The sequence below is a fragment of the Mesorhizobium sp. B2-5-11 genome (genome assembly GCF_006440835.1).
Classification (GTDB): domain Bacteria; phylum Pseudomonadota; class Alphaproteobacteria; order Rhizobiales; family Rhizobiaceae; genus Mesorhizobium.
In genome coordinates this window covers 485,572-510,920 of sequence record NZ_VFUK01000001.1, presented here as the reverse complement: position 1 = coordinate 510,920, position 25,349 = coordinate 485,572, and the positions used below count along the sequence as shown (strand labels likewise).

Here is a 25,349-nt window from a genome sequence, read left to right as displayed (position 1 = left end):
CAGCCCAGCGCCGGTCAGGCGGAGATGATCTTGGTATATTCGTCCAGCGCCGCCCCGTAATTCTTGGCGTACCAGTCCATGTCGAGCGGGATCTGCTTCTTCATGTTCTCGGGATCGACCGGGTTGATGCGCTTCTTGTCGGCGGGAACCAGAGCGTCGGCAGCCGGGTTGGCCGGGCCCTGACCGAGCTTGTCGAACATGACAAGCTGCTTTGCAGGGTCCTGCGCGCTGGCGATGAACTTCATCGCCGCGTCCTTGCCGCCGGGGTTGTTCTTCAACACGGCCAGTGCGCCGGGCGAAATCAGGCCCTGGTCCCAGATGAACTTGATCTGACCGCCCGAATCCTGCTCGATCAGCGAGGCTCGCGTCGACCAGACGATCGCCATCGAGGCTTCGCCGTTGAGCAACACGCTCTGGCTTTCCGCGCCGCCGCCCCAATAGGCGACGACGTTCTCCTTGAACGCGGCGATCTTGTCATGCGCGCGCTTGAGGTCGAGCGGATAGAGCGACGCCGGCGCGATGCCGTCGGCGAGAAGAGCCGCCTCCCAGCTCGACACGCCCCATTTGTAGAGGGAGCGCTTGCCGGGGAATTTCTTCACGTCGAAGAAATCGGCCATGCCGGTCGGGGCATTGCTGCCGTATTTCTGCGAATCGTAGGCGATCACATAAGAGAAGAAATAGGTCGAGGCGGCGTAATCCCAGCCGAAACCCGGCCGCATCTTCTTCTTGTCGACTATTGTGTAGTCGATCGGCTCGAGCATGCCTTGCGCGCCAAGCGTGATGGCCGAGAACGGGTCGACGTCGACAAGATCCCAGGTCGGCGCACCGCTTTTAAATTGTGCCGCGATGGCCCCTTCGGTCGGGCCGGAGCCATCCATCTTGACGGTGATGCCGGTGTTCTTGGTGAAAGCCTGGCCATAGGCGGCGTCGTAAGCCGTGATGGCGTCGCCGCCCCAGTTGACCAGCACCAGTTCCTTCGCGGCGGCAAAGGACTTGGTCGAGCGCAGCAGCAGCGGCGTGCCGGCAAGCACGAGGCCTGCAAGTTGCGTGAATTGCCGGCGCGAGATCTCACCGCGCCTTGTCCTTTCGGAGAGCGTTTCGATGGCCTGTTTCTTGGTATCGTTCATGTTAGTTCCCCTTGTTTTCGTTGATCGAACCCGGAATCCGGTGCGGCGAATTCAGGCCGCGCCGGTGCTCATTGCCCTCCGTCCGGAAGGAGGAAACCCTTTTCCGCCGGCCAGGTCAGCCAGACGGAATTGCCTTTGCTGAGTGCCGCGGCCGCGACCTCGTTCGGCACAGAGACGGTCACCTTCGCACCTTGGCGTGTCGTAAGGTCGAGTTTGGTCGCCGCGCCCAGATAGGTCGATCCGATCGCGGTGGCAGCTATGCCGTTCTCGCCTGCCGCCGCCTCGCGCGCTATCGACATATGTTCTGGCCGGATCGCCAGGATGGCATTGCCATCCACTGCTTCGGCGTTGCCGCGCAGCTTGATTGCCCGGTCTTCGCAGAGCGCGGTCGCGCCATGGTCGGCGACGCGCACGCCCTTCAGCGGCAGCATATTGATCTCGCCCAGGAACTCGGCGACGAAGCGGTTGGCGGGCCGGTCATAGACCTCGTCAGGCGCTCCGACCTGCAACAATTTGCCATGGTTGAAGATGGCGACACGCGAGGACAGCGCCAGCGCCTCGCTCTGGTCGTGGGTGACGAAGACGAAGGTGGTGCCGGTCTCCTGGTGCAGGCGCTTCATCTCGGCCTGCATCTGGCCGCGCAGGCTCTTGTCCAGCGCCGAGAACGGCTCGTCGAGCAAAAGCACGCCCGGCTCGAACACCAGCGCGCGGGCCAGCGCCACGCGTTGTTGCTGGCCGCCGGAAAGCTGCGCCGGCAGCTTCTTCTCGTGGCCGAGCAGACCGACGCGCTCTATCATCTCGCCGACGCTACGCTTGATTTCGGCGGCAGATTTCTTGCGCACCTTGAGGGGAAAGGCGATGTTTTGCTCGACGCTCATATGCGGGAAGAGCGCATAGCCCTGGAACACCATGCCGGCGGCGCGCTGCTCGGCCGGCCGGTCGGTAATATCGACGCCGTCGCTGAACAGGCGGCCCTCGCTGGGCTGCAGGAAGCCGGCCAGGATCATCAGGAAGGTGGTTTTGCCGGAGCCGGAGGGGCCAAGCAGCGTCAAAAACTCGCCGCGGCCGATATTGAGCGTCAGATTGTCCAGCGCACGGAACGAGCCGAAGCTCTTGCCGATCCCGTTCGCCTTGATCTCTGCGGCCCGGCCGGGTTGCTGCATCCTGCCTCTTCCTTGGTGGCTGGGAAATCGTAGGCAGCGCGAAGGCTCACCGCAACCGAATAGTTTTCGCCGGATCGGCAAATTTGATTCATCTATGGTGAATACCGGCGACGCTGGAGCCGCCGATTTCACCCCTCGTAGGGAGATCGGCTGATCTCAATATGTCCGCAGCCTGTTTTCCGATAGCTTCGATCTCAACCATCCCCCAAACGCCTCCAGCACAGGGTGACCCGCCTTGGCGTGCTCGGAAACCAGGAAATAGGAACGCGGCGACGGGATCGAGGTCTCGAACGGCTTGACCAGCCGGCCTTCACTCAGCGCCCGACGGCTGGTCAGCTCGTCCCCCATGGCGATGCCCTGGCCGGCAATCGCCGCCGAGAAAACGAGGTTCATGTCGGAAAAGAAGATGCCGCCCTCGGTGTCGGGGTTCTCGACCTTGGCCAGCGCCAGCCAGCGCGCCCAGTCCTCCGTATCGCCAAGATGCAGCAGGTTGGCGCGCAGGACGTCGGCCGGCTTGGAAAAGCCGCCCACTTTGTTGAGTAGCGTCGGGCTGCAGAGCGGCGTGAACGAGATTTCGCACAGCAGTTCCACCACGCGGTTCGGCCAGTTGCCGACGCCAAAGGCAATGAAGGCGTCGGCGTCCGGATTGCTGACGTCGTCGAGCCGCCGGGGCGTCAGTATGCTCAGCGCCACATCAGGATACATCTGCCGGAACTCGCCGATATGGGTGCACAAGAACAGCGAGGCGAAGCCTGGTGTGCATGAGACTGCGAAGGAGCCGCCGACCCCGGTGCCGGCGTTTTGCGCCACCGCGTCGCCGAGCACGGTCAGCGCCTTGCGCACGTCCGCGGCATAGCGCTGGCCGCGCGGCGTCAGCGCCACGCCCTTGCCGATGCGCTCCAGCAGATCGAAGCCGAGGTCGCGTTCGAGCAAGCGCAATTGATGGCTGACCGCGCTGCGGGTGAGGTGCAATTCGTCAGCGGCGCGCCAGACGCTGCCATGACGGGCGAAACTGTCGAGGGCGCGCAGCGCCTGCGTCGATGGAATTCTCAAGAGGTGAACCGAATTTGCACGAACCGGGAAAACATATCACTTTTTGGCGAGCCGCTTCACTGCTTTCTTTGGCGCATGGAGAAACCGGTGACGACATCGGCGCAAGAAACCGCTCTTGCCTGCCTCGACGGCATCCAGCCGCTGCTGTCGGCCTGGACGCGCACCATCTTCGACTTCGGCGAGACCGCCTGGCGCGAGTACCAGTCGGCAGACTGGTACGTCGATTCGCTGAAGCGCGAGGGGTTTTCGGTCGAGGAAGGCTCCGCCGGCATGCCGACGGCCTTCTGCGCCCACTGGACCAATGGGGACGGTCCGACCATCGGCATGTATGCCGAATATGACGCCGTGCCCGGCAACTGCCAGGACGCTGCCACGGTGAAGCGGCCCCGCCCAGGGCTCGGCTCCGAAGCCGGCGGCCATACCGATCCGCACTCGGGCCTGGGCATGGCCAGCCTGGGCGGTCTGCTCGCCACAAAGGCCGCCATGCAGCGCCACGGCATTGCAGGCACGCTGCGCTTCACCGGCGAGCCGGCGGAGAAGGTGCGCGGCTCGAAACCGATCCATGCAGCCAAAGGCTATTATGACGGCCTTGCCGGCATGATCTCCTTCCATCCCTTCTACATGCTGCCGCTCTGCAACACTGCGCGCTGGGACACCCATTGCGGCGCTGCCTACGCGATGATCTATCGCTTCATCTGCGATGAGCCCGAGAATTGGGCACGCGCCGCCGGCGACGGCGCCCCGATCCCGCAGGCACATTCGGCGGTTCGCGCGCCCGGCGCCAACGACGCGCTGATGACGATGTACATGGCCTCCAAGGCGCTGCGCGATTCCATGCTGCCGCACCAGGGCGGCTGGTCGATCAGCGAGGCGATCCTGACGGCGGGCCAGGCCACCGCCGACAATCTGCCGGCAGGCCTTGCCGAGATCCAGTACATGATCCGTGTTCCGACCATCGCCATGGCCGAGCAGGTCACCGCCGTGCTCGACCGAAACGCCTCGGCCGCCGCCGCGATCAGCGGCTGCCGCTACGAACGGCACTGGGTTTCGAAGTCGCGGCCGGGGCTGGCCAATCATGCCATGGCCGGGATCGCCTATGAGGCGTTGGCGAGCGTCGGCCCGCCCCGCTGGGACGAGGCGGCGAAGAAGATCGCCCGCGAGATCCAGGTCAATGTCGGTGGGGTGGCGAGCGAAAACCCCTTCATCGACGAGCTGGAGCGGCTGATTGCACCACAGGAGGCAGAGGCGATCCTGCGCCGCGACCTGCCGCCGTCGCAGGTGAACTCGACCTCGGACGACTACACCGATATGAGCTGGCACACGCCGACGGCGCGTTTCTATGTCGCCCGCCCTGCCCTGCGTTCGGCAAACGGTCATGTTTTTCCAGCCTGGGCGATGAACGCGCTGAGTGGCATCCCGGCGACCATCGACCCGATGGTCATCTGCGCGGCGAAGACCGTCGCGCTATCCGCCCTTCGCCTGCTGGAAGACAAGGCCGCGCGCGACATGGCGATGGACGAGTTCGTCACCCGAACCGGCGGCGGCATTGGCGGTTCGACCTGGATCGCCCCGCTCTGCGACTACGATCCGCCCATCAACTTCCGCTGGCCGGAATATGTCACCACGCCGCGCGGCCGCGACTGGTGGATACCAAGCAAGCTATGACCGCAAACGCCCATACGAGGAGAACCGCATGACCGTTCATGACCGCATCATCGCCGAGCCGTTTTCGCTGCAGCGCCGCAACCCGGCCGGCGGCACCAAGCCGCTGACATCGTGGGGTTTCGCCAACGAGACCGACGTCTTGACCGACGTGCTGCTCGGCTCGCCCAATTTCCTGCGCCATCTCTCGACCAGTTCGCTGTCGCGGAAACACCTGCGCGAGGCACCCTGCAACGTGCAGATCGCGCAGGCGCAACACAAGGATCTGGTCGCGGCCTACGAGCATTTCGGCGTCAACATCCACTGGCACGAGCCGACGCCGGAGCTGCCGATGCAGGTCTACTCCCGCGATTCCAGCGTAATGACGCCCTACGGCGCCATCATCACCGCCATGGCCAATTGGTGGCGGCGCGGCGAGAATTATGCCGCCATTCGCACCTATGAAAAACTTGGCATCCCGATCTACGACATGGTCACCGCAGGCACCTTCGAGGGCGGCGATTTCAACGTCATCGAGGACGGCGTGGTGCTGATCGGCTGCGGCGGCGCCCGCACGCAGGAAGAAGGCGCCCGGCAGGTGCAGGCCTGGTTCGAAAAGGAGGGCTGGGAAACACGTATCGCCTTCATCGACGAGTACTATGTCCATATCGACCTGATGGTGGTGCCGATCGCCGAAAAACTCACCGCCGTCTGCCTCGCCTGCACCGAGCCGGGGATCGTCGACTGGCTGAAGGGCAAAGGGCACGAGATCATCGACGTGCCGTTCCAGGACACGATGACGCTCGGTTGCAACTTCATGTCGCTGGGCAAGGACAGGGTGATCGCGCCGACATCCAGCCAGTCGCTGATCGGTCAACTCAAGGCGCGCGGCTTCGAAGTGGCGGCCGTCGACATGAGCGAGATCTCCAAGACCGGCGGCGGCATCCACTGCATGGCGCAGGCGCTGAAGCGCGAGGCGGCCTGAGCCCGGAACGGCAACCCCCATCTTCGCCGGCCTGATCAGCGTCAGGCGGGTGAATGGCAGTTTGTAACCGCCCCCATCAACAAACCCCGCAGGTGTGTCCTCGCCACCCTTGTGGGCGTCCGCAAATGGATGAATAGTCAGGGCGGCGCCGCCCTGAAACTGCCCGCTTGGTTTTCAGGCCGTGCCATAGCCGTCCGGGTTTTTGAATGGTCAGTCCTGAACCACGCAAGAGAAGAGGTGCGATCGCCGCTCGGCTGCTGGCGCTCGACGCATGGATCGATTCCTCTCTCTACGAGATCGGGTTCAAGGCGCGCCAGTTCTGGGAGGGCGCGACGATTTTCTCGCGGCGCTTTCGCGTCAACGGCTGGCGCCGTGGCATCGTCGAGTTGTTGAGCGAAGGTTTCACGCTTGGCGCCGGCGGCATCGTCGTCATGCTGGCGTTGGCTATTCCCGCCTTCCAGGACACGGCCGGCGACTGGCGCGCCCAGGGCGACTTCGCCGTTACCTTCCTCGACCGTTATGGCAACGAGATCGGCCAACGCGGCATCATCCAGCGCGATTCCGTGCCGGTCGACGAAATGCCCGATCATGTCATCAAGGCGGTGCTTGCCACCGAGGACCGGCGTTTCTTCGACCATTACGGCATCGACGTTCTTGGCCTGTCGCGCGCAATCTTCGAAAATGTGCGGGCAAACTCCGTCGTCCAGGGCGGCTCCAGCATCACGCAGCAGCTCGCCAAGAACCTGTTCCTGACCAATGAGCGCACCTTCGAGCGCAAGATCAAGGAAGCCTTCCTGTCGCTGTGGCTCGAAGCCAATCTGTCGAAGAAGGAAATCTTGCAGCTCTATCTCGACCGCGCCTATATGGGCGGCGGCACGTTCGGCATCGAGGCGGCGGCGGACTTCTATTTCGGCAAGAGCGTCAAGGACCTCAACCTCGCCGAGGCGGCGATGCTTGCCGGCCTGTTCAAGGCGCCGACCAAATACGCACCGCATATCAACCTGCCGGCGGCGCGCGCGCGCGCCAATGTGGTGCTGTCCAATCTCGTCGATTCCGGCTTCATGACCGAGGGCCAGGTGCTGCAGGCAAGACTGCATCCGGCCGATGTCGTCGACCGCGGCGAACAGAAGAGCCCCGATTATTTCCTCGACTGGGCCTTCGACGAGGTCAAGAAGATCGCCAAGCCCGGCCAGCACTCGCTGGTGGCGCACACCACCTTCGACGCCAACATCCAGAAGGCGGCGGAAGAGTCGGTGGAGTTCCACCTGCGCCAGTTCGGCAAGGAGTACAACGTCACCGAAGGGGCCGTGGTGGTCATCGAGACCAATGGCGCGGTGCGCGCGATCGTCGGCGGCCGCGACTATGGCGCCAGCCAGTTCAACCGCGCCACCAAGGCGCTGCGCCAGACCGGTTCCTCCTTCAAGCCCTATGTCTATGCAACGGCTATGGAGCACGGCTTTACGCCGAACTCGATCGTATCAGGCGGGCCGATCAGCTGGGGCAACTGGTCGCCGCACAATTACGGTGGCGAGTCGGCGGGCAAGGTCCCGCTGATCGTGGCCATGGCCAAGTCGATCAACACGGTGCCCGTGCGGCTTGCCAAGGACTATCTCGGCATCGGGCCGATCAAGGCGATGGCGGAATCATTCGGCGTGGAATCGCCGCTCGAAGCGCACAAGACCATGGTGCTCGGCACCTCGGGCATGACCGTGATGGACCAGGCGACGGGCTACAGCGTGTTCGCGCAGAACGGCTTCGTCGGCTCCAGGCATGGCATCACGCAGCTCGTCACCCGCACCGGCGAGGTGGTCTACGATTTCGCCAAGGATGCGCCGCCGCCGCATCGCGTGCTGTCCGAGCAGGCGCTGAAATCGATGAACACCATGCTTGTCGCGGTACCGGCGATGGGTACCGCCAGGCGCGCGCAGATCCCCAACATCGTCGTCGCCGGCAAGACCGGCACGACGCAATCCTACCGCGATGCCTGGTTCGTCGGCTTCACCGGCAACTACACGGCGGCCGTCTGGCTGGGCAACGACGATTTCACGCCGACCAAGAACATGACAGGCGGCTCGCTGCCGGCGATGGTGTGGCAGCGGCTCATGGTCTATGCGCATCAGAACATCGACCTCAAGCCTATCCCCGGCATCGACAAGCCCTTCGTCGACGAGGAGATCGCGGCCAAGGCCGCGGAAGCGCAGAAGAAGAGCGAGGAACAGGCAGCGGCCGATGCCGCCGCCGAACGGCCGCCGGTGCTGTCCAGCCGGACGACACAGACGCTCAGGGACATGACCCACCTGTTCGAAACGGCGCGCAGGCTCGGTGCATCGGCTCCGCCCGAAACGCTGTCGGCGCTGTGATCGCGGCGCCTCTTCCCTTCTGCCTTCGGGAAGATGGAAAAGCCACACCTTGCGAATCCGCGTCCTGCGGCTTGCCACACGACCCCGCGCCGCGATATCCCCGAGCGGCAATTCTTCATGCGCCCGGCCTTTCATGCTCAAGAACGCCTTCCTGACGCTGCTTTCGCTTGCCATAGCCATCGGCGGCGGCGGCGCCAGCGTCTGGTATGCGCTGAAAATGCAGGACGGCGTCGGGGCGATCAGGATCGGCCAGTGGACCGCCTTTCCCGATATCGGCACACCCGCAGCCGACCCCTATTCCAAGGCCCGCGTGGCGCGCGAGGGCGTGCTCGCGCTCGGCCGCGCCGAAGGGCTGTCCTTTGTCGCCGAGGAGGACGCAGCTGGCGGAGAACTCAGGCGCGAATGTACCTACACGATCGAAGGCGGATTTCCGACCGCCCGATTCTGGACCCTCTACGCCGCCGACCAATCGCTCGGCGTGGTCGAGACCGGCAAATCGCGGCTTGCCGCGCTTCAATCCTATGGCGTGCTGCGCCAATCCGACAATTCGGTGCTCATTTCCGTCGGCCATCACCCGATGCCCGGCAATTGGCTGCTGACCGACGGTTCCGGCAGGATGTATTTCGTTTTGACATTCTACGACACGCCGATCGCCAGCAGCACCGGCCTGTCGGACGTTTCGCTGCCCAAGATCACCAAGGTCGGCTGCGATGCGTAGTGTCTATGCCGCGACGCGCAGACTTCTACATGCCGTCCTGCTCGGCCTCGTCGGCGCCGGCATCGTGCATATCGTCGTGCTGCTTCTGGTGCCTGAATTCTCGGAACGCGATGCCTGGTCGCGGCTGTCGATGACGTCGGATCTCTACCGGATGACCCGGCTCGATGCGGAGGCGGGCGGCGCGCCGGTGGTGAAATCGGTCGACCCGCTGTTTTATGCGACGGCTTGCCGGTTCGACCTCGATGAGGGAATGGTGAGGATCAGGGCGCCGGGCAATGTGCCCTTCTGGTCGGTGTCTGTCTATGACCGCAACGGCCACAACATCTATTCATTCAACGACCACACGGCGACCGGGGGCAAGCTGGATGCCGTGGTGCTGACGCCGGCGCAGATGATCGACATACGCAGGGACCTTCCCGAGGAGCTTCAGGGAGCGATCTTCGTCGAAGCGCCGATCGACGAGGGCATATTCGTCATCCGCAGCTTCGTGCCGGACGACAGCTGGAAGTCGATCGTGTCGCGCTTTCTGGAGCAGAGTTCGTGCGAGCTGCAGGACTTTTAGACCGCGGCCCGGACAATCCGCATCACAACAATCAAGGGCGGTGCCGCAGGGATGATTCGCGCCTCGGCCTCAAGAACGTTCAGTGGCGCGGCACTGGCGCGCGTGGCGATCCCGGCTTGTCAGGGCCGGCGGGCCGCGCTTCCCCCGCGGCGGACCGCTCATAGCGGATGCCGGGAAAGATGATTACCGCCGCCGGTATTTCGGTGGTTTGCTTTGCTCGATTGGTTGGTGCCGTTCTCGGCACGAAAGACAGTACCATGCCCATGGTTCGCGTATTCCTCTCGGTTGCCCCGGAGCACAACGCAACGCCTCCAAATATCATTAAGGCCGGCAGAGGGTTAACGGAGCGCTAACGGATCCCAGCTAACTTGATCTTTGTTTTTGGCAATCGCGAAACCGACACGGTTCCGGTCGAGCATGGTCAAGCATGTATAGAGTATCGGGCGTATCCCTCGTGTCATCTTCGGACTTCAGGCAAATCGCGGCAGGGACGGAATCAGGAAAGGCCGAAAGGCTGTTCCGCGCAGCGGTGTCTGCGTTCTGCTCGCTCACCCGGCCATCCCGCCGTGAAATTGGCCAGCTCGAAGATCTGACGCTGCCGCTGTTCGACAACGTGTCCGCCGAATCGCGCCGCTACGTGGCGGCGGCCCTCTCTGAATGCGAATATGCTCCGGCCGGGCTGGTGCGGCGCCTGTGCGAGGAGCCGGTGGGCATCGCCGCCCCCTTGCTCATCCGCTCGCGCGCAGTCAGTGACATCGACCTCATTGCGCTGATCGGCCGGCACGGGCTGCCGCATGCGCGCGCGATCGCGCGCCGCAAGAACCTTAATCCGACTATCGCCGATCTGATCAGGGCACTGGAAAGGCCGACGCTGGTGCGGGTGCGCGATCCGGAAGCGGAAGCCTCTCCGGCACAAACCGCTCCCTCGAAGGCGCCGGCCGCCGACAGCGCGGCGAAGCAGCAGACGCCGGGCGTTGGTGCCGAAAATGCGCGGCGCAGACTGCGCTCCATGATGCGGACCGGCGAGGAGGCGCAGGCGGCGCAGGTCGATCCGTTCACCGGAGCCGACACCTATGCCAAATTGCGCGAGACGGCGCTGACCGGAAACGCCGCCTTCTTCCAGACCGCGCTCGCCGACGCGCTCGATATCGATTTCTCGACGGCCAGGTTGCTGACGGCGAACCAGAATTACATGCCGCTGCTGGCGGCGCTGCGCTCGCTCGACCTCAGCGAGGACCGGGCATTCCTGATCACGGTTGCCGTCTACTTCCGCGAGTTTCCGCATCCGCAGGCGATCCGAACCTTCCTCAATCGCTACCGGCTCCTGCACCGCGACGCGGCGCTGGACAAGGTGCGGGAATGGAAGGCCGTGACCCTGTCCGATGTGGTTCGCGACGCCGCCCCCACCAACAGCGCCAGCCGCGAGGCGTCGAACAGTGACGATGCAGCGGCCTTCCCTGGCCTCAGGACATCTTCACGGAAATAAGCTCCTCGACAGGAACAGCGCCGGCCTCGATCTCAACCACCCAGATGTCGGGATCGAATTTCTTCTCGCGTTCCAGCCTGGCGTCCAGCACCGAAGCATCGGCGGCGGTGGCGAGAAGGCTAAAGAAACGGTCGTCGGGCTTGGCCGAATCGTAGCTCGTCTGTGGCGCCGGCCCATAGAGAGCGATTTCACCAAGCCGGCTCCGCGTCAGGACGAACACGGCGCCGGCTTCGGTCGCGCCGCGCTTGACCACGGCGGCAAATCCGCCCGCGCCGAAAACCCGACGCAACAGGGCCGATACCCACAGATCCGTGGTCACGCGCATGAGAAAAGTCCGGACAGCATGCGGGCTATCTATCGGTATTTACACCGCTGGGCGAGCCGTTGTTTGCGCCGTCAGTTGGTCAGGCCGATCTCGCGCATCTTGACATAGACCAGTTCGTCGGGCTCGCCGGTCTGCGGCAGGCCGAACAGCGACTGGAATTCCTTGATGGCCGCCTTGGTACGGGCGCCGACGACGCCGTCGAGCTGCATGTCGTCATTGCCGAAGGCCTTGAGCCCGGCCTGTATCTTGACAATGCGAGGATCCGGCGCTTGGGAAGCCGTATCGGTCTGCAGCGACACTGGAACCGCCTGCGACACTTCGGGACGCGGTTGCGGTTTCGGCACGGCGGCGGTTTTCGGGGTCGCGCCCAGCTGATCGAGCAGCAGCGCGTCGATCTCGCCGGACGTGTTGAGCCCAACCTTCTGCTGATAGGCCTGGATCGCCTTGCGCGTGTTGGGTCCGGAAATGCCGTCGACCGTGCCGGCGTAGAAATCGAGATCCTTCAATATGCCCTGCACCTGCTCCACCACCGGATCGCCCTTGACCGGCGCCGGCGCGGTACCTGGCCGCACGATGTTGAAGGTGGTCTCCGGCTCATCAGCGGCCGCGTGCGGAACGCCCTGCATGCTGCGGGTCGCGAAGAAGGCGCCGGCATGCGGAAAAGGCTGGTACCACAGCGCATTCGCCGAAACGTAGAACAGCGTCACCAGGAATGCCGTCGACCCTCCCGCCAGGACGGGATTGCGCGAAATCATGCCGCCGATGGCGACGGCTCCGTCCTGGAAGGCGTTGCTGCGGCGCTTGGCCGCCTTAGGCTGTTTTGCGGAGCGCGCCATTTCCGTCCCCTTTCGCCCTGGCCAGCGGCATCGTCAGCACCCCGGCCTTGTCCGCCGGCCGCCCTTTCGGCCCGTTCACCGGCAGGCTGATGGTGACCGTGGTGCCCTCGCCCGGCATGCTTTCGATCGACATGGTGCCTTCGTGCAGCGCCACCAGTCCCTTGACCAGCGACAGGCCAAGGCCGGTCCCCTCGAAACGACGGGTATAGTCGTTCTGGATCTGCATGAACGGCTTGCCGAGATTGGCGAAATCTTCCTCGGCGATACCGATGCCGGTGTCCCGCACCCAGAAATGCAGGCGCGAACCGATCCGCTTGGCGCCGACGACGACATCGCCGCCATCGGGCGTGAACTTGATCGCATTCGAGACGAGATTGATGAGGATCTGCTGCACGGCGCGCCGGTCGGCGTTGATTTCGCCGGCGTCCGGCGCGATCTGCGCCTTGAGATCGATGTTCTTGGCCTGCGCCTGGAGCCGCATCATCTGCTGACACATGTCGACGGCTTCCATGAAGCGGAATGGCTCCGGTTCGGTCGCATAGACGCCCGATTCGATCCGCGACACGTCGAGAATGGAGGTTACGACGGCAAGCAGATGCTGGCCGGAATCGCGCACCAGACCGACATATTCCTTCTGCCGTGGATCCTTGAAGGCGCCGAACATCTCGTGCAGCAGCATGTCGGAGAATCCGATGATGGCATTGAGCGGCGTGCGCAGTTCGTGGCTCACCACCGCCAGGAAGCGCCCTTTCGCCACTTCGGCGGCGGCGGCCGCGTCATTGGCGGCGCCGAGGTCTTCGCGCAACCGGGCGACCTCGTCGTTCTCGCGCAGCACAAGCGTGAAAACGTCGCCCTGCTCCTGAGCGCGCATCAGTTCGAGCGAAAACGGCCGATAGTTGTCTGCCGCGCCATTGCCATTCTGTCCATTGCCGTCCTGCGGCAGCCTGACGCGCAACTCCAGCCTGCGCGACAGCGCCCCGTCTCGCATGTCGGCCAAGGCACTGAGATAGGAGACGCGATCCGAGAGATGCACGCGATCGAAAAGCCCGGTTCCGCAAAGCAGTTGCGGGGGCAGCTTCAACAGCGTACGCGCCTTTGCCGAGGCATCGATAACCTCGCCATGGCGGGCGACGCGCAGGACCACCGCGTCGATCATGTCTTCCAGACGATCGCCGGTGTCCCCTACGTCGGCCGCAGCCGCCGTGTTGCGAACCGCCGATATACGCGGCACCAGCGTCAGCGCCCAGGCCAATGGCAGCAGCCAGTGCCACGCGGCGATCGGCACCGCGGCGTGCGGGAGGACGGTTGCCGTCACAGGCTGCAACAGAATGGCGACGACGGCGCAGACGGCTCCCCACAGCGCTGCGCGGCGCGAGGCGCCGATCCACCAGGCTTCGAACGGCAGCGCCACGAAAAGCATCGCGACCGGAGAGCTCAGCCCGCCGGCAGCGGCAACAAGACCGGCGAGCGCAAGTCCCGCGATCGCCAGCGCGGCCCGGCCGGCCAGATCCATCCTGCCGGTCGCGGCCACCAGCAAGGCGATGAACCAGCAAAGACCAAAGGCCGCGAAGATGGCGGCCACGGTGACGGCTGCGCCCATGCCTGACGTGACGAGCGTGACCGCGGCACCGGCGGCAAAGAACGGAGCGGCCAGCATGGCGCCGATAAAGCGACGCTGACGCTCGCGGTCGTCCAGCCCAAGAATGGAGGGATGGACCATACGTTCACAACCGGCGGCCATTGCCCCAGGCAATTCAACGTATCTGGCCTTGATCGGCATCAACTCAACGCACCCGCACTCGTCGTGAACAGCTCTGCTTTTGCAGATCGTTTTGATTGACTCTGAAACTCGCACCCAGCCTTTAAAGAATGGATAAGGCAGGGCCGACCCAAGGCCCGGCCCACGGCGAATATCGGGATGGGAGCGCCCAAAAACGCGGGCAAATGCCACCATAGTAAACGGAGGGTTATCCGCAGGGACCGCCCGCGGCGTGGCCAGCGGCAGTGCACCGACCGCCTGATTTTGTGGAAAACGCAATAGAAACAAAGGGGTGTATGGCTAATGGATGATAAGAAAAATGGTCCCAATCTGAGACAAATCGACAGCAAAACGCTTCGTTTCGAATTTGCCTCAAATTTGAAGAAAATTCTCGGCTAACCCGCAAGCCGTCCTTTGCGCCTGTGTGCCAATATCCCGCCCACAAAAGAGGTCATGCTCATGGATGCATGATCCGGTCACGACAAGAGGCGAGCATGTTCTTCCTGATGAGAATGGCTTTCTGGTTTTCGCTGGTGCTGCTGGCACTGCCGCTGGGCGTCGGTTCCGAGCCGGGTCAAGAAAGCGTGGGCCCGATCCAGGCTTTGTTCGCGGCCCGCGACGCGGTCGGCGACATCGCCGGCATTTGCGAACGCAAGCCCGATGTCTGTGAGACCGGCAAGTCGGCAATGCACACCATCACCGCAAGGGCCAAGGAGACCGCCAAGATCGCGGCCGCCATGCTGGACGACAAGTCCGCCGGCCCCGACATCTCCACAATGACCGGCAGCGTTCCCGAAGAAGTCGTCTTGCCCGAGACAGTCAACCTGCCGGTAAAGAATTAAGCCGTTTCGACGGCGCACCGCGGGCAGTCTGCCTCTCGACGCCCGCGGTGTCCTTGTTTTTCCGTGACGCGGCGACGGTGGATGACTATATCCCTGTCATGACGACCACGATCCAGACGATCCGCGACGACTTCTCATTCCTTGACGAATGGGAGGACCGCTATCGTTATGTCATCGAACTCGGCGAGGCGCTGCCGCCATTCCCGGATGAGGAACGCACCGCCGCCAACAAGGTGCCGGGCTGCGTCAGCCAGGTCTGGCTGACCACCGAACGGGGACCGGGCGGCGATCCGGTCATCACCTTCAGGGGCGATTCGGACGCCCATATCGTACGCGGGCTGGTGGCGATCATGCTGGCGCTGTTCTCCGGCAAGACCGCCAGCGAAATCCAGAAAATCGATGCGGAAGCGACGCTGAAGGCGCTCGGCCTGGACGAGCACCTGTCGCCGCAGCGCGCCAACGGCCTTCGCTCGATGGTCAAGCGCATCAGGCGCGACGCAGAGGCCGCGCTCGAGCAGACGGCCTGATACCGCCTCCGCGATCAGCCGATCGCATCGTACCGCGCACTGTTACCAGCTCTGTCCCGGCCCGGCCGGCAAAGTAAAACGGCGCCCGAAGGCGCCGATATCGATCCGGTTGAACTGTCCGTCCGGCTCTATCTATCGTTTGAGCCGCATTCCGCGATACTAAGTGTACTCACCTGGCAGCAAATGCTTAGCGGGCCTTGCGCTTGCGGCCGAGGCCCATCTTCTTGGCGAGCTGGGAGCGGGCGGCCGCGTAGTTCGGGGCAACCATCGGGTAGCTCGGGTCGAGGTTCCACTTTTCGCGATACTGATCCGGCGTCAGATCATAGTGGGTCATCAGGTGACGCTTGAGCGACTTGAACTTTTTGCCGTCTTCAAGGCAAACGATGTAGTCGTCATGAACCGAGCGCTTCGGGTTCACTGCCGGCTTCTGCTTGTCGGCGGGCGGCTGTTCGGCGGTTCCGCCCACACGCCCGAGAGCAGCATGGACATCGGAGATGAGGTTCGGCAGTTCGCCGACCGGCACGGGATTGTTGCTGACATAGGCGGCCACCACGTCGGCGGTCAGCTCGATCAGCGCGTCGCTGTTTCTGGAAGGTGTTTCGACAATATCCATGGTCTTCAGGCCCCAACGAGAGTTAGTTTAGTGCGCCCTTTTTTACAGGCAAGGCATTGCACGAATTTTGTGCAGACAGAGCTTCTGCGATTCGTGTCGCGGGGGCATCAATGAACCTACCTAGCAAGTAAGTCAATTCGATCCTTGCACTATATTGAACGATGTTGATCAAATATTTTCGGATCAGCTTCAATCTTTCGTGCACGATGTAATTTTTCGATATTTCGCAGGCGAAACCAGCGACCGGTGACGCAGCGTTAGCTAACCGTTACATTCGCGCTAACTCACAAAGCATCTCCGAGTGCTTCGCTTTGCTTGGCGATCGCGCCGGCAATCTTGGTTGCTCACCCCCTTTCACAAAACCATAGGTTGCCCCACCTCGGCCATTGCCGGCCCTCACGCGTCGTGCAGCCGACCAGCTCGGATCACTCAATACGGGGCGATGTATTTGCCATAGGCCCACCCGGTGACAAAACCGCCGTTCTTCGCCGGATCATGCCAGACTTCGCACCAGCGATAGCGAACCGCCTGCTGCTGCTTCCATGCCGGCTGATTGGCGATGTCGAGCAGGTTCGTCCCGCCAGTGCATCGTCCGGTCATCTGCAAAACGGTGCCGTTCGGATATGCGGCCTGTTTCTGGGACGTGCCCGAGGGATATTTGCGCACGTCGAGCGTGTCGCCGAACGGCACGTTGGCCACTTGCCAAGCGGCGAATACGGTCGCATGAGATTGGCCGGCGATGGCCATAGTTGCGGAAACGACGGCGAGAGCCGCGACGGTGCGAGCATAGATATACATTATTTCTCCTCCCGGCCCGCTTTCTGGAGCCCGGCGCAGCAATAAGACCCGGCTCTTGAACCCGCGCTGATCGGCGTGTTCATTGGCCATTCAGGACATTTCCAAAGCGAGACGCAATGACCAAAACTTCTGCATTCCCGGATGTCACCCCGCCAACGCCCGAGAAGCGGCCGGTTTTCGACACGCATCACGGTATCACGCGAACGGACGACTATTCCTGGCTGCGGGCCGACAATTGGCAGGAGATGTTCAGGGACCCCGCATTGCTCGATGCGGGCATCCGCGCCCATCTCGAAGCCGAGAACGCCTACCAGTCGAAACTGATGGCCGACACGGCCGATTTGCGGAAGCGGCTGTTCAAGGAGATGAAGGGTCGCATCAAGGAGGACGATTCTTCCGTGCCGATGAAGGACGGACCCTACGCGTATGGCTCCTCCTTCAAACTCGGCGGCGAGCAGCCGCGCTATTTCCGCATGCCGCGGGACGGCGGCGCGCAGCATATCCTGCTCGACGGCGATGCCGAGGCCGAAGGCAAGGCCTATTTCCGGCTTGGCGGCGTCGATCATTCGGCCGACCATGGCAAGCTTTTATGGGCGTTCGACGACAAGGGCTCCGAATTCTATACGCTTCGGGTGCGCGACCTCTCCGACGGCAAGGAACTCGCGGACACGGTTCCAGACACCGGCGGTTCGGGGGTGTGGAACGCCGCCAATGACGGGTTTTTCTACACCCGGCTCGACCCCAACCACCGTCCCTCCAAGGTGCTGTTCCATGCGCTTGGGCAGGATCCGGCAAGCGACCGGCTGATCTATGAGGAAAATGATCCCGGCTTCTTCATGAATGTCGGCGGCACGCGTTCCAATGAATGGATCATGGTTGCCATCAACGACCACGAGACATCGGAATACCGGCTGCTGAGCGCGGGCGAGCCGTTTGGCGAGCCGAAGCTGGTGGCGGCGCGCGAGACCGGTCTTCAATACGAGATGGAGGAAGGCGGCGACATTTTCTTCATCCTGACCAACGCCGATGGGGCCAAGGACTTCAAGATCATGACGGCGCCGGCGAGCGATCCGATCCGCGCCAACTGGCAGGAACTGGTTCCGCACGAGGCCGGCCGGCTGATCCTGTCGGTGATCGGCTTCAAGAACCATATGGTCAGGCTGGAGCGCAAGGAGGGCCTGCCGCGCATCGTCGTGCGCGACCGTGCAACCGGCGAGGAACACCTGATCTCCTTCGACGAGGAGGCGTTTTCGCTCGGCCTGTCGGGATCCCTGGAATACGACACCGAGATCATGCGCTTCACCTATTCATCGATGACGACGCCGGCGCAGGTCTTCGACTACAACATGCGCACCCGCGAGCGCGTGTTGCTCAAGACCCAGGAGGTGCCGTCCGGCCACGACCAGGAGCGCTATGTCACGCGTCGGCTGATGGCGCCCGCGGCTGATGGCGAATTGGTGCCGGTCTCGCTCTTGTACCGCCGCGATACCCTGCTGGACGGCTCCGCGCCTTGCCTGCTTTACGGCTACGGTTCCTATGGCATCACGGTGCCGGCGGCCTTCAACACCAACTGGTTCTCGCTGGTCGACCGCGGCTTTGTCTTTGCGATCGCCCACGTCCGCGGCGGCAAGGACAAGGGCTATGGCTGGTACGATGACGGCAAGCGGGCGCACAAGATGAACACTTTCACCGATTTCATCGCCTGTGCACGCCATCTGGTCGCCGAACGCTACACTGTGCATGACCGCATCGTCGCGCAAGGTGGATCCGCCGGCGGCATGCTGATGGGCGCGGTCGCCAACATGGCGCCGGACTGTTTCGGCGGCATCGTTGCCGAGGTGCCTTTCGTCGACGTGCTCACCACCATGCTCGACGCCAGCCTGCCGCTGACCCCGCCGGAGTGGCCTGAATGGGGCAATCCGATCGCGTCGGCGGACGACTACCGGACGATCGCCGCCTACTCGCCCTATGACAATGTCGCCGCGCTCGGCTATCCACCGATCCTGGCGCTAGCCGGTCTCACCGACCCGCGCGTCACCTATTGGGAACCGGCCAAATGGGTGGCGCGGCTGCGCGAGCGCAAGACGGGCGACAATCCGGTCCTGTTCAAGATCAACATGGAATCGGGCCATGCCGGCGCGTCCGGCCGGTTTTCCCGGCTGGAGGAGATCGCCTACACATATTCATTCGCCTTGAAAGTGACAGGCAAGGCAACAGGGCCGCAGGGCTGAAGCGGTCATTGCCCTTCGGCCCCTGGTGTGACTTGATCGGCGACGAACGCCGAGGAGGATGCGAGCAATGATCGACCTGGCCACATTGACCACCTATGTCGCCGTGGTGCTCGGTTTTGTGTTTATTCCCGGCCCCGCCACGCTGCTGACGGTCGCGCGGGCAACGAGTTCGGGAACCAAAGCCGGCATCGCAACCGGCGCAGGGATCGCGGCCGGCGACGTGTTTCACACCTTCACGGCCATGGTCGGCATCTCGGCGATCATCGCCGCATCGGCGGTGTTGTTCAGCGCCGTGAAGTATCTCGGTGCGGCATATCTCGTTTATCTCGGCATTCGCGCGATCATGGAAAAGACGCCGGCCGATCTCGCCGCCGGCAGGTTCCCAATCTCAGCGGGCAAGGCGTTTCGGCAAGCCATACTGACTGAGATGCTCAACCCCAAGACGGCGCTTTTCTTCCTCGCGTTCCTGCCACAGTTCGTCCGGCCCGAAAACGGATCGGTAATGCTCCAGCTGGCGGTATTGGGGATCATCTTTGTTCTGCTGGGCCTCTTCAGCACAGTGGTTTTCGCGGTGAGCGCAGGCGGGCTTGGCACTTTCCTGCGTCGAAATCCCACGGTGTTGAAATGGCGGGGCAAGATTCTCGGCGGCATCTATTGCGGCCTGGGCGTGCGGCTGGCGCTTCAGCAGCGCTGACGCGAAACGGTGACCGGCGCCCCTTCTCGGCGAGCCGGGCAATCATTGGTTTTTGAATTCCGTGTTGCTGGTTTTCGCTCGCAATTGCGATGCCCGCGCGCTACCCAAGGCGCGTTTTGTCCCGGGCCATGACAGCCCACAATCGCACAAGGGCCTGCCATGCTGCTCGTCGACGTCTATCTCGACAAATCCCCCATCCAGGGCATTGGTGTCTTTGCCAAGAATCCCATTTCCCGCGGCACGATGATCTGGAAGCTGGATCCGAGATTCGACCGGCTCATCGAGGTCGGGACCTATGAGAGCCAGACAGGACCGGTGAAGAGCTATCTCGATCGCTATGCCTATCCGGACAGGCGAGATCCGAACTACATCGTCTTCGAGGCCGACGATGCACGCTACATGAACCACGCCGACGAGCCGAATTGCGACGTATCCTCGCCGGAGGAAAGCTTTGCGTTGCGCGACATCGCGGCCGGCGAGGAACTGACCTGCAACTACAATCATTTCTTCGCGGCGGGCTTCGACTTCCTGGGCGATCGCCACCCGTAGTCAGCTCGCCGGTTTTTTGCGCGCCGGATAGCCGTTCGGATGCGGCGGAACCGCCTTGAGATAGGCCGCGATCGCCGCACGGTCCTCGGGCGCCAGTTCGGCCATGTTCCTCTGCACGTCGACCATGGCCCCGCCAACGGAATCGAAATCGGGCGTGAAGCCGGTTTCGAGATAGTTGGCGATATCGGCCTGCGACCAGTCGCCGATGCCGCCCTCCCCGGAGGTGATATTGGGGACGATGCCGCTGCCTTCGGCGGCTGTGGCTCCAGCCAGCCACTCGCTCTTCTTTGTCCCCCCCGCAAGGTCACGCGGTGTGTGACATTCGCCGCAATGACCCGGTCCCTCGACCAGGTAGCGACCGGCAATCACAGGACCAGGCGCGCCTTCGGGCAGGGACACAACAGGCTGCTCGCTGAGATAGAGCCGTTTCCACAAGCCGATGCCGCGACGGATGTTGAACGGGAAACTCAATGAATTGGCCGGCGCTCGGCCGGCAACCGCCGGCAGCGTCTTCAGGAAGGCATAGAGATCGGCAATGTCGGCGGGCTTCATGCGCGCGTAGGACGTATAGGGAAATGCCGGATAGAAATGCTCGCCCGACGGCGAGACACCCTTCAGCATGGCATTGGCGAGATCCTCGGCCGACCACGCGCCGATGCCGTCCTTCGGGTCTTGCGAAATGTTGGGCGGCACAAACGTGCCAAACGGGGTCTTGAGTTCAAGGCCGCCGACAAGTTCGAGCCGCTCATCGCCTTTCGAACCGGGTTTTGCATGGCAGGAGGTGCAGCCGCCGGCATCAAAAATGCGCTTGCCTCTGGCCGCGTCACCAGGCGCGAGCTTGGCCATAGTTTCCGCATCGAGCTTCACCGGCGCAGAAAGCGTCCACGCGGCAACCGCGCCGACGCCGCCGAGCACGAGTGCGGCGCCGACAAACTTCCTCAGCCATGCCATGGCCGGCGATCAGCCTTTCTTGACCCTGTAGCCCTTGTGGCAGGTGCCGCAGTCGGAGCCGATGACGCCGATTTGCGTCTTCAGGGACTCCACGTCGGCTGGGGCCACGGCGACCGCGGCCTTGACGTCGGCAAGATACTTGTCTTCCGTCGCCTTGAAGCCGGCCATGTCTTGCCAGATCTTCGGCGCCGCCGTGGTGTCGCCCGTGTCGCTGCCCGCCGGGAACAGGACGTCGGCGTCGAATTTTTCCGCGTTCGCCTGGAGCGCCTGCAGCGCAGTCAGTACGGCGGCGGCATCAAAGGGCTCCTCACCCTTGACCACTTTCGACAGGCCGCCGACGATCTTCCCGCGCTCCTTCATCAGGGCCTGGCGGTCGAGGATCGGGTCGGCAAAGGCCGCCGAACCGGCGAACGCGAGCATAGAGATGGCGACGACAAGCTTTCTCATTCAATTGGCTCCGTGATGAAGACATTTCGGGACAGGACGTTAACGGACGTGGCGGGAGGAATATTCCCTTCCCCCGACGATTTTGCAGACCTTTGCTGTGGGATCTCGGCACAGAAAAAGAAAAGCCCCGGGGGTGCCGGGGCTTTCTGAATCTCGATCAGGCCTTCGCTTTTTCGTAGAGTTCGAGAACATGATCCCAGTTGATCAGGCTGTCGACGAAGGCCTCGAGATATTTCGGCCGGGCGTTGCGATAGTCGACGTAATAGGAGTGCTCCCAGACATCGACGCCGAGAATCGGCGCCGCGCCATGGACGAGGGGATTCTCGCCGTTCGGCGTCTTCGAGATCGCCAGCTTGCCATCCTTGACCGAAACCCAGGCCCAGCCGGAACCGAACTGGGTCGTGCCGGCGGCGATGAAGTCGGCCTTGAATTTGTCGTAGCCGCCCAGATCGCTGTCGAAAGCCGTCTGCAACGCGCCCGGCAGCTTGTTGCCGCCGCCGCCCTTTTTCATCCACTTCCAGAAATGGATGTGATTGTAGTGCTGGGCGGCATTGTTGAAGAGGCCGGCATTCTTGCCGAACGACTGCTTGACCACCTCTTCTACCGACAGATCGCCAAGGCCGGCTTCGGCGGCAAGCTTGTTGCCGTTGTCGACATAGGCCTTGTGGTGCTTGTCGTGGTGATATTCCAGCGTCTCTTTCGACATGTAGGGCTGCAAGGCCTCATAGTCGTAAGGCAGAGCGGGCAATTCAAAAGCCATGGAAGATACTCCCTCAAGGAAAATCCGGTGTCGATACCGGACTAAGATAGGTCTGGATTGGGTTCGGACAACTCCGAAAAGTGAAGCGCCGGGTGCTCTTTCTAAGCGGGTTCCGGAGAACTGTCACACAGTTTCCGGAAACCGGGCGCATTGCGACGAAAAGTCTGGACGGATCAGCCCGCCGACGTCGAATGCGCCCAATCCCAATAGAGCTCCCGCGCCTTCTTGGCCACCGGCCCGGGCTGCAGGCTGCGGTCCTCGATGCGCGTGATCGGAATGACCTTGGAATGGTTGCCGGTCGAAAAAATCTCATCCGCCTCGAGGAATTCACGCACCGACAGCGCCTTCTCGGTGGTCTTGAACCCGTACTCGCCAAGCAACGTCATCGTGCGCGAGCGGGTGATGCCGGACAGGAAGGTGCCGTTCGGCGCCGGCGTCAGGACGTGGCCGTCCTTGACCAGGAAGATGTTCGAGGTTCCGGTCTCGGCGACGTTGCCCAGCATGTCGAGCACCAGGGCGTTGTCGAAGCCGCGCATCTTGGCTTCGAGGATGGCACGGCCATTGTTGGGATAGAGGCAGCCGGCCTTGGCGTTGGTCGGCATGGTTTCGATAGTCGGGCGCCGGAACGGCGAAACCGTCACGGAAAAGCCGGTCGGCGAGATCATCGGCGATTCGTAGAGGCACAGGCAGAAACGGGTCGAGGCGGGATCGGCCGGCACGCCCATATAGCCGCCGTGCTCGGCCCAATACATCGGCCTGATATAGACAGCCGTCTTGCCATCGAATTTCTTCAATCCGTCCCAGGTCAGTCCGACGATCTTCTCGGCCGTCATCGAAGGCTTGAGACCGAGCGCGATCGCCGAGGCATTCACGCGCGCGGCATGAAGCTCAAGATCGGGAGCGACGCCCTCGAACCAGCGGGCGCCGTCGAACACGCTGGTGCCGAGCCACATTGCGTGGCTGCGCGGGCCCAAAACGGCGACATTGCCCTCGTACCAGTCGCCGTCGACGAAAGTCCATGTCGCGGAAAGTGCGGCAGCCGCCAGTGTCATTGCTTTGTCCCGTTCCGACCAATCTCGTGTTGCAGCATTGGATGACGCTTTGGCCGGCGTCGTCAACCAGCATCGGGGAGTTTTGTTGAGGCCACGGACGGCGCGCTGCAATCAAGACTTGCACCTTGCCCCGCCTCGCCTCAAAACTGTTGCCATGCAATACGCCGCTTATGTTTTCGACGCCTACGGCACACTGTTCGATGTTCATGCCGCCGTGCGCCGCCACGCCGACGCCATCGGACCGGACGGCCAGTTGCTGTCCGAGATCTGGCGCGCCAAGCAACTCGAATATTCCTGGGTGCGTACGTTGATGGGCGCCTATGCCGATTTTTGGCAACTCACCGAGCAGGCACTTGATTTCGCGTTGCACAAGGTGCCCTCTGCCGATCCCGGCCTCAAGGCGGTATTGCTGGATGCCTATTGGCGGCTGGACTGCTATGCGGAAGTGCCCGCCGTGCTGAAGGCGCTGAAGGCGTCCGGCGCCAAGCTGGCAATCCTGTCCAACGGTTCACCGGAAATGCTGGAGGCAGCCGTTAAATCCGCGGCGCTCGATCAGGTGCTGGACGATATCTATTCCGTCGATGCGGTACGGCGCTTCAAGACCGATCCGTCGGTCTACGACATGGTCACGACAGGCTGGCGCCTCTATCCGGGTGCGGTCTCCTTCCAGTCGTCCAACCGCTGGGACATTGCCGGCGCGACCAAGTTCGGCTTCCGCACCGTGTGGATCAACCGCTCCAACCAGCCGGAGGAGTATCGGGATTTTCCACCGGCCCTGATCCTGCCGTCGCTCGATGCCCTTGTCACAGGTGGCTAACGCATGCGGCCCAAAAGTAATCCTGGTTTTCGCTCCTGTGACCGTAGCGCCACAGTGGCGACGCGGTCACAGCTTCGCCTTTGTTTGTCCACCTTGAGGCCAGATTCGGAACCGCCTATCGCGCCCAAGTGTTGATCAGGCACCCTCGCAACGGTCGGCATATTCATGCTTTGTTGCGATTTCAGACTTAAAGAAGGCAACCATGTTCCCAGCCGAAATCGAATCCTATCGCCTGAGCCGTCGCGGCTTTCTCAATGCCGCAGCCCTGGGCGCCGCCTCGATCGCGGTTTCCGCATGCGCCACCACCGGGTCCGGGCCAGTCGAGCCACCGCCACCGGCCTATGTCGAGCCGCCGCTCGCCGACTACGTGACGATGTACGCCGCCGTCAGCGATGGCGGTTTCGAAGTGCCGGCCATTCCCGTCGACAGGATCGATCCGCAATTCCTGCGCCAGATCGTGCCCGACCCGACCGGCCAGAAGCCGGGAACCATCGTCGTCGATACGACCGGCCACTTCCTCTATCTGGTTCGTCCGGGCGGCCAGGCGATCCGCTACGGCGTCGGCCTCGGCCGCGCCGGCTTCGAATGGTCGGGCGATGCCGTCGTCCAGTGGAAACAGAAGTGGCCGAAATGGACGCCGCCGGACGAGATGATCGCCCGGCAGCCGGAACTGAGGCAATACAGCGCTGACAATGGCGGTATGCCGGGCGGGCTGAAAAACCCGCTCGGTGCACGTGCGCTCTATCTCTTCCAGGGCAACGTCGACACGCTCTACCGGCTGCACGGCTCGCCGGAATGGCGTTCGATCGGCAAGTCGGTGTCGTCGGGCTGCGTGCGCCTGATGAACCAGGACATTATAGACCTATATGATCGCGTGCCTTCGAAGACCCCGGTCATCGTGACCAGCGACGCCAGCCAGCCCATGGTGGCGACCGCGAATCACAAAGCCATCCCGATCGATGCCGGCGTGCCGGACGGATCGGTGCTGCTTGGCCCGGTGAAAGCGGTGAGCGACGCGATTTTCTGATGGGAGCGAGGGTGAATGCGGCGACT

At 63.0% G+C, this 25,349-nt stretch carries 25 protein-coding genes; 13 read left to right on the top strand and 12 right to left on the bottom strand.

Annotation, left to right across the window (positions count from 1 at the left end; genetic code table 11):
• Positions 1 to 14: 14 nt before the first annotated feature.
• From FJ490_RS02575 to FJ490_RS02565, 3 genes are all read right to left on the bottom strand, one after another.
• Positions 15 to 1,127: an ABC transporter substrate-binding protein gene (locus FJ490_RS02575; RefSeq protein ID WP_140728166.1), complete on the bottom strand. Its 1,113-nt coding sequence runs from the start codon at positions 1,125 to 1,127 to the stop codon at positions 15 to 17.
• Between the two features lie 68 nt (positions 1,128 to 1,195).
• Complete coding sequence (locus FJ490_RS02570; RefSeq protein WP_140494713.1) at positions 1,196 to 2,290, bottom strand: ABC transporter ATP-binding protein; 1,095 nt, start codon at positions 2,288 to 2,290, stop codon at positions 1,196 to 1,198.
• A 156-nt stretch (positions 2,291 to 2,446) separates the two neighbouring features.
• Positions 2,447 to 3,343 (bottom strand): LysR substrate-binding domain-containing protein, encoded by an 897-nt coding sequence (locus FJ490_RS02565; protein ID WP_140553936.1) that lies wholly within the window; start codon positions 3,341 to 3,343, stop codon positions 2,447 to 2,449.
• Positions 3,344 to 3,418: 75 nt separating this feature from the next.
• Between FJ490_RS02565 and FJ490_RS02560 the strand changes: the two genes are divergently transcribed.
• The 6 genes from FJ490_RS02560 to FJ490_RS02530 all read left to right on the top strand — a co-directional run bounded on the left by FJ490_RS02560 (position 3,419) and on the right by FJ490_RS02530 (position 11,095).
• Positions 3,419 to 5,008: an amidohydrolase gene (locus FJ490_RS02560; RefSeq protein ID WP_181165142.1), complete on the top strand. Its 1,590-nt coding sequence runs from the start codon at positions 3,419 to 3,421 to the stop codon at positions 5,006 to 5,008.
• A gap of 28 nt (positions 5,009 to 5,036) precedes the next feature.
• Complete coding sequence (locus FJ490_RS02555) at positions 5,037 to 5,969, top strand: dimethylarginine dimethylaminohydrolase family protein (RefSeq protein WP_140728164.1); 933 nt, start codon at positions 5,037 to 5,039, stop codon at positions 5,967 to 5,969.
• Between the two features lie 206 nt (positions 5,970 to 6,175).
• Positions 6,176 to 8,329 carry a penicillin-binding protein 1A gene (locus FJ490_RS02550; protein WP_140517962.1) on the top strand — a complete coding sequence of 718 codons (2,154 nt, stop codon included), beginning with the start codon at positions 6,176 to 6,178 and terminating at the stop codon, positions 8,327 to 8,329.
• A 133-nt stretch (positions 8,330 to 8,462) separates the two neighbouring features.
• Positions 8,463 to 9,047: a DUF1214 domain-containing protein gene (locus FJ490_RS02545; protein WP_140520728.1), complete on the top strand. Its 585-nt coding sequence runs from the start codon at positions 8,463 to 8,465 to the stop codon at positions 9,045 to 9,047.
• Positions 9,040 to 9,609 (top strand): DUF1254 domain-containing protein, encoded by a 570-nt coding sequence (locus FJ490_RS02540; protein ID WP_140520729.1) that lies wholly within the window; start codon positions 9,040 to 9,042, stop codon positions 9,607 to 9,609. The genes FJ490_RS02545 and FJ490_RS02540 overlap by 8 nt, the downstream gene beginning before the upstream one ends.
• Positions 9,610 to 10,063: 454 nt before the next feature.
• The gene (locus FJ490_RS02530; protein WP_181165143.1) at positions 10,064 to 11,095 is read left to right on the top strand and encodes a hypothetical protein; all 1,032 of its coding nucleotides are present in this window, start codon (positions 10,064 to 10,066) and stop codon (positions 11,093 to 11,095) included.
• On the opposite strand, the gene FJ490_RS02525 is transcribed toward FJ490_RS02530, so the two are convergent.
• The 3 genes from FJ490_RS02525 to FJ490_RS02515 all read right to left on the bottom strand — a co-directional run bounded on the left by FJ490_RS02525 (position 11,073) and on the right by FJ490_RS02515 (position 13,976).
• A complete protein-coding gene (locus tag FJ490_RS02525; protein WP_140494737.1) occupies positions 11,073 to 11,420 on the bottom strand; it encodes a DUF1491 family protein in 348 nt (115 codons plus the stop codon). The genes FJ490_RS02530 and FJ490_RS02525 overlap by 23 nt on opposite strands.
• Positions 11,421 to 11,491: 71 nt before the next feature.
• Entirely contained in the window at positions 11,492 to 12,256 is a 765-nt protein-coding gene (locus tag FJ490_RS02520; protein WP_140520732.1) for a peptidoglycan-binding protein, read from the bottom strand.
• A complete protein-coding gene (locus tag FJ490_RS02515; protein WP_140520733.1) occupies positions 12,231 to 13,976 on the bottom strand; it encodes a PAS domain-containing sensor histidine kinase in 1,746 nt (581 codons plus the stop codon). Before FJ490_RS02515 ends, FJ490_RS02520 begins: the two co-directional genes overlap by 26 nt.
• Before the next feature lie 533 nt (positions 13,977 to 14,509).
• On the opposite strand from FJ490_RS02515, the gene FJ490_RS02510 reads away from it, so the two are divergent.
• Together FJ490_RS02510 and FJ490_RS02505 are read left to right on the top strand one after the other, a co-directional pair.
• A complete protein-coding gene (locus FJ490_RS02510; RefSeq protein WP_140580848.1) occupies positions 14,510 to 14,857 on the top strand; it encodes a DUF5330 domain-containing protein in 348 nt (115 codons plus the stop codon).
• A gap of 98 nt (positions 14,858 to 14,955) precedes the next feature.
• Positions 14,956 to 15,384 (top strand): SufE family protein, encoded by a 429-nt coding sequence (locus tag FJ490_RS02505; protein ID WP_140495047.1) that lies wholly within the window; start codon positions 14,956 to 14,958, stop codon positions 15,382 to 15,384.
• A gap of 187 nt (positions 15,385 to 15,571) precedes the next feature.
• Here the strand turns inward: FJ490_RS02505 and FJ490_RS02500 are convergent, their stop codons facing one another.
• Both FJ490_RS02500 and FJ490_RS02495 read right to left on the bottom strand, forming a co-directional pair.
• Entirely contained in the window at positions 15,572 to 15,997 is a 426-nt protein-coding gene (locus FJ490_RS02500; protein WP_095089970.1) for a MucR family transcriptional regulator, read from the bottom strand.
• Positions 15,998 to 16,426: 429 nt separating this feature from the next.
• On the bottom strand, positions 16,427 to 16,795 hold the full coding sequence (locus FJ490_RS02495) for an SH3 domain-containing protein (RefSeq protein ID WP_140495049.1): 369 nt from the start codon (positions 16,793 to 16,795) through the stop codon (positions 16,427 to 16,429).
• A 116-nt stretch (positions 16,796 to 16,911) separates the two neighbouring features.
• Here FJ490_RS02495 and FJ490_RS02490 point away from each other — a divergent pair, with 116 nt between their 5' ends.
• The 3 genes from FJ490_RS02490 (at position 16,912) to FJ490_RS02480 (ending at position 20,269) form a co-directional block, all read left to right on the top strand.
• On the top strand, positions 16,912 to 19,026 hold the full coding sequence (locus tag FJ490_RS02490; RefSeq protein ID WP_140728161.1) for a S9 family peptidase: 2,115 nt from the start codon (positions 16,912 to 16,914) through the stop codon (positions 19,024 to 19,026).
• Positions 19,027 to 19,093: 67 nt separating this feature from the next.
• Positions 19,094 to 19,720 (top strand): LysE family translocator, encoded by a 627-nt coding sequence (locus FJ490_RS02485; protein WP_140728160.1) that lies wholly within the window; start codon positions 19,094 to 19,096, stop codon positions 19,718 to 19,720.
• 159 nt (positions 19,721 to 19,879) lie between these two features.
• Positions 19,880 to 20,269 (top strand): SET domain-containing protein-lysine N-methyltransferase, encoded by a 390-nt coding sequence (locus FJ490_RS02480; protein WP_140728159.1) that lies wholly within the window; start codon positions 19,880 to 19,882, stop codon positions 20,267 to 20,269.
• On the opposite strand, the gene FJ490_RS02475 is transcribed toward FJ490_RS02480, so the two are convergent.
• The 4 genes from FJ490_RS02475 to FJ490_RS02460 form a co-directional block, all read right to left on the bottom strand.
• Positions 20,270 to 21,220 carry a cytochrome c gene (locus tag FJ490_RS02475; RefSeq protein WP_140520737.1) on the bottom strand — a complete coding sequence of 317 codons (951 nt, stop codon included), beginning with the start codon at positions 21,218 to 21,220 and terminating at the stop codon, positions 20,270 to 20,272.
• A 9-nt stretch (positions 21,221 to 21,229) separates the two neighbouring features.
• Positions 21,230 to 21,667 (bottom strand): cytochrome c, encoded by a 438-nt coding sequence (locus tag FJ490_RS02470; RefSeq protein ID WP_140728158.1) that lies wholly within the window; start codon positions 21,665 to 21,667, stop codon positions 21,230 to 21,232.
• A 157-nt stretch (positions 21,668 to 21,824) separates the two neighbouring features.
• Complete coding sequence (locus tag FJ490_RS02465) at positions 21,825 to 22,427, bottom strand: superoxide dismutase (RefSeq protein WP_140728157.1); 603 nt, start codon at positions 22,425 to 22,427, stop codon at positions 21,825 to 21,827.
• 173 nt (positions 22,428 to 22,600) lie between these two features.
• The gene (locus FJ490_RS02460; protein WP_140517955.1) at positions 22,601 to 23,479 is read right to left on the bottom strand and encodes a branched-chain amino acid aminotransferase; all 879 of its coding nucleotides are present in this window, start codon (positions 23,477 to 23,479) and stop codon (positions 22,601 to 22,603) included.
• Between the two features lie 154 nt (positions 23,480 to 23,633).
• On the opposite strand from FJ490_RS02460, the gene FJ490_RS02455 reads away from it, so the two are divergent.
• Both FJ490_RS02455 and FJ490_RS02450 read left to right on the top strand, forming a co-directional pair.
• Positions 23,634 to 24,296, top strand: a complete 663-nt coding sequence (locus tag FJ490_RS02455) for a haloacid dehalogenase type II (protein ID WP_140517954.1) — start codon at positions 23,634 to 23,636, stop codon at positions 24,294 to 24,296.
• Positions 24,297 to 24,498: 202 nt separating this feature from the next.
• On the top strand, positions 24,499 to 25,323 hold the full coding sequence (locus FJ490_RS02450) for a L,D-transpeptidase (RefSeq protein WP_140494760.1): 825 nt from the start codon (positions 24,499 to 24,501) through the stop codon (positions 25,321 to 25,323).
• The last annotated feature ends 26 nt before the right edge of the window (positions 25,324 to 25,349 follow it).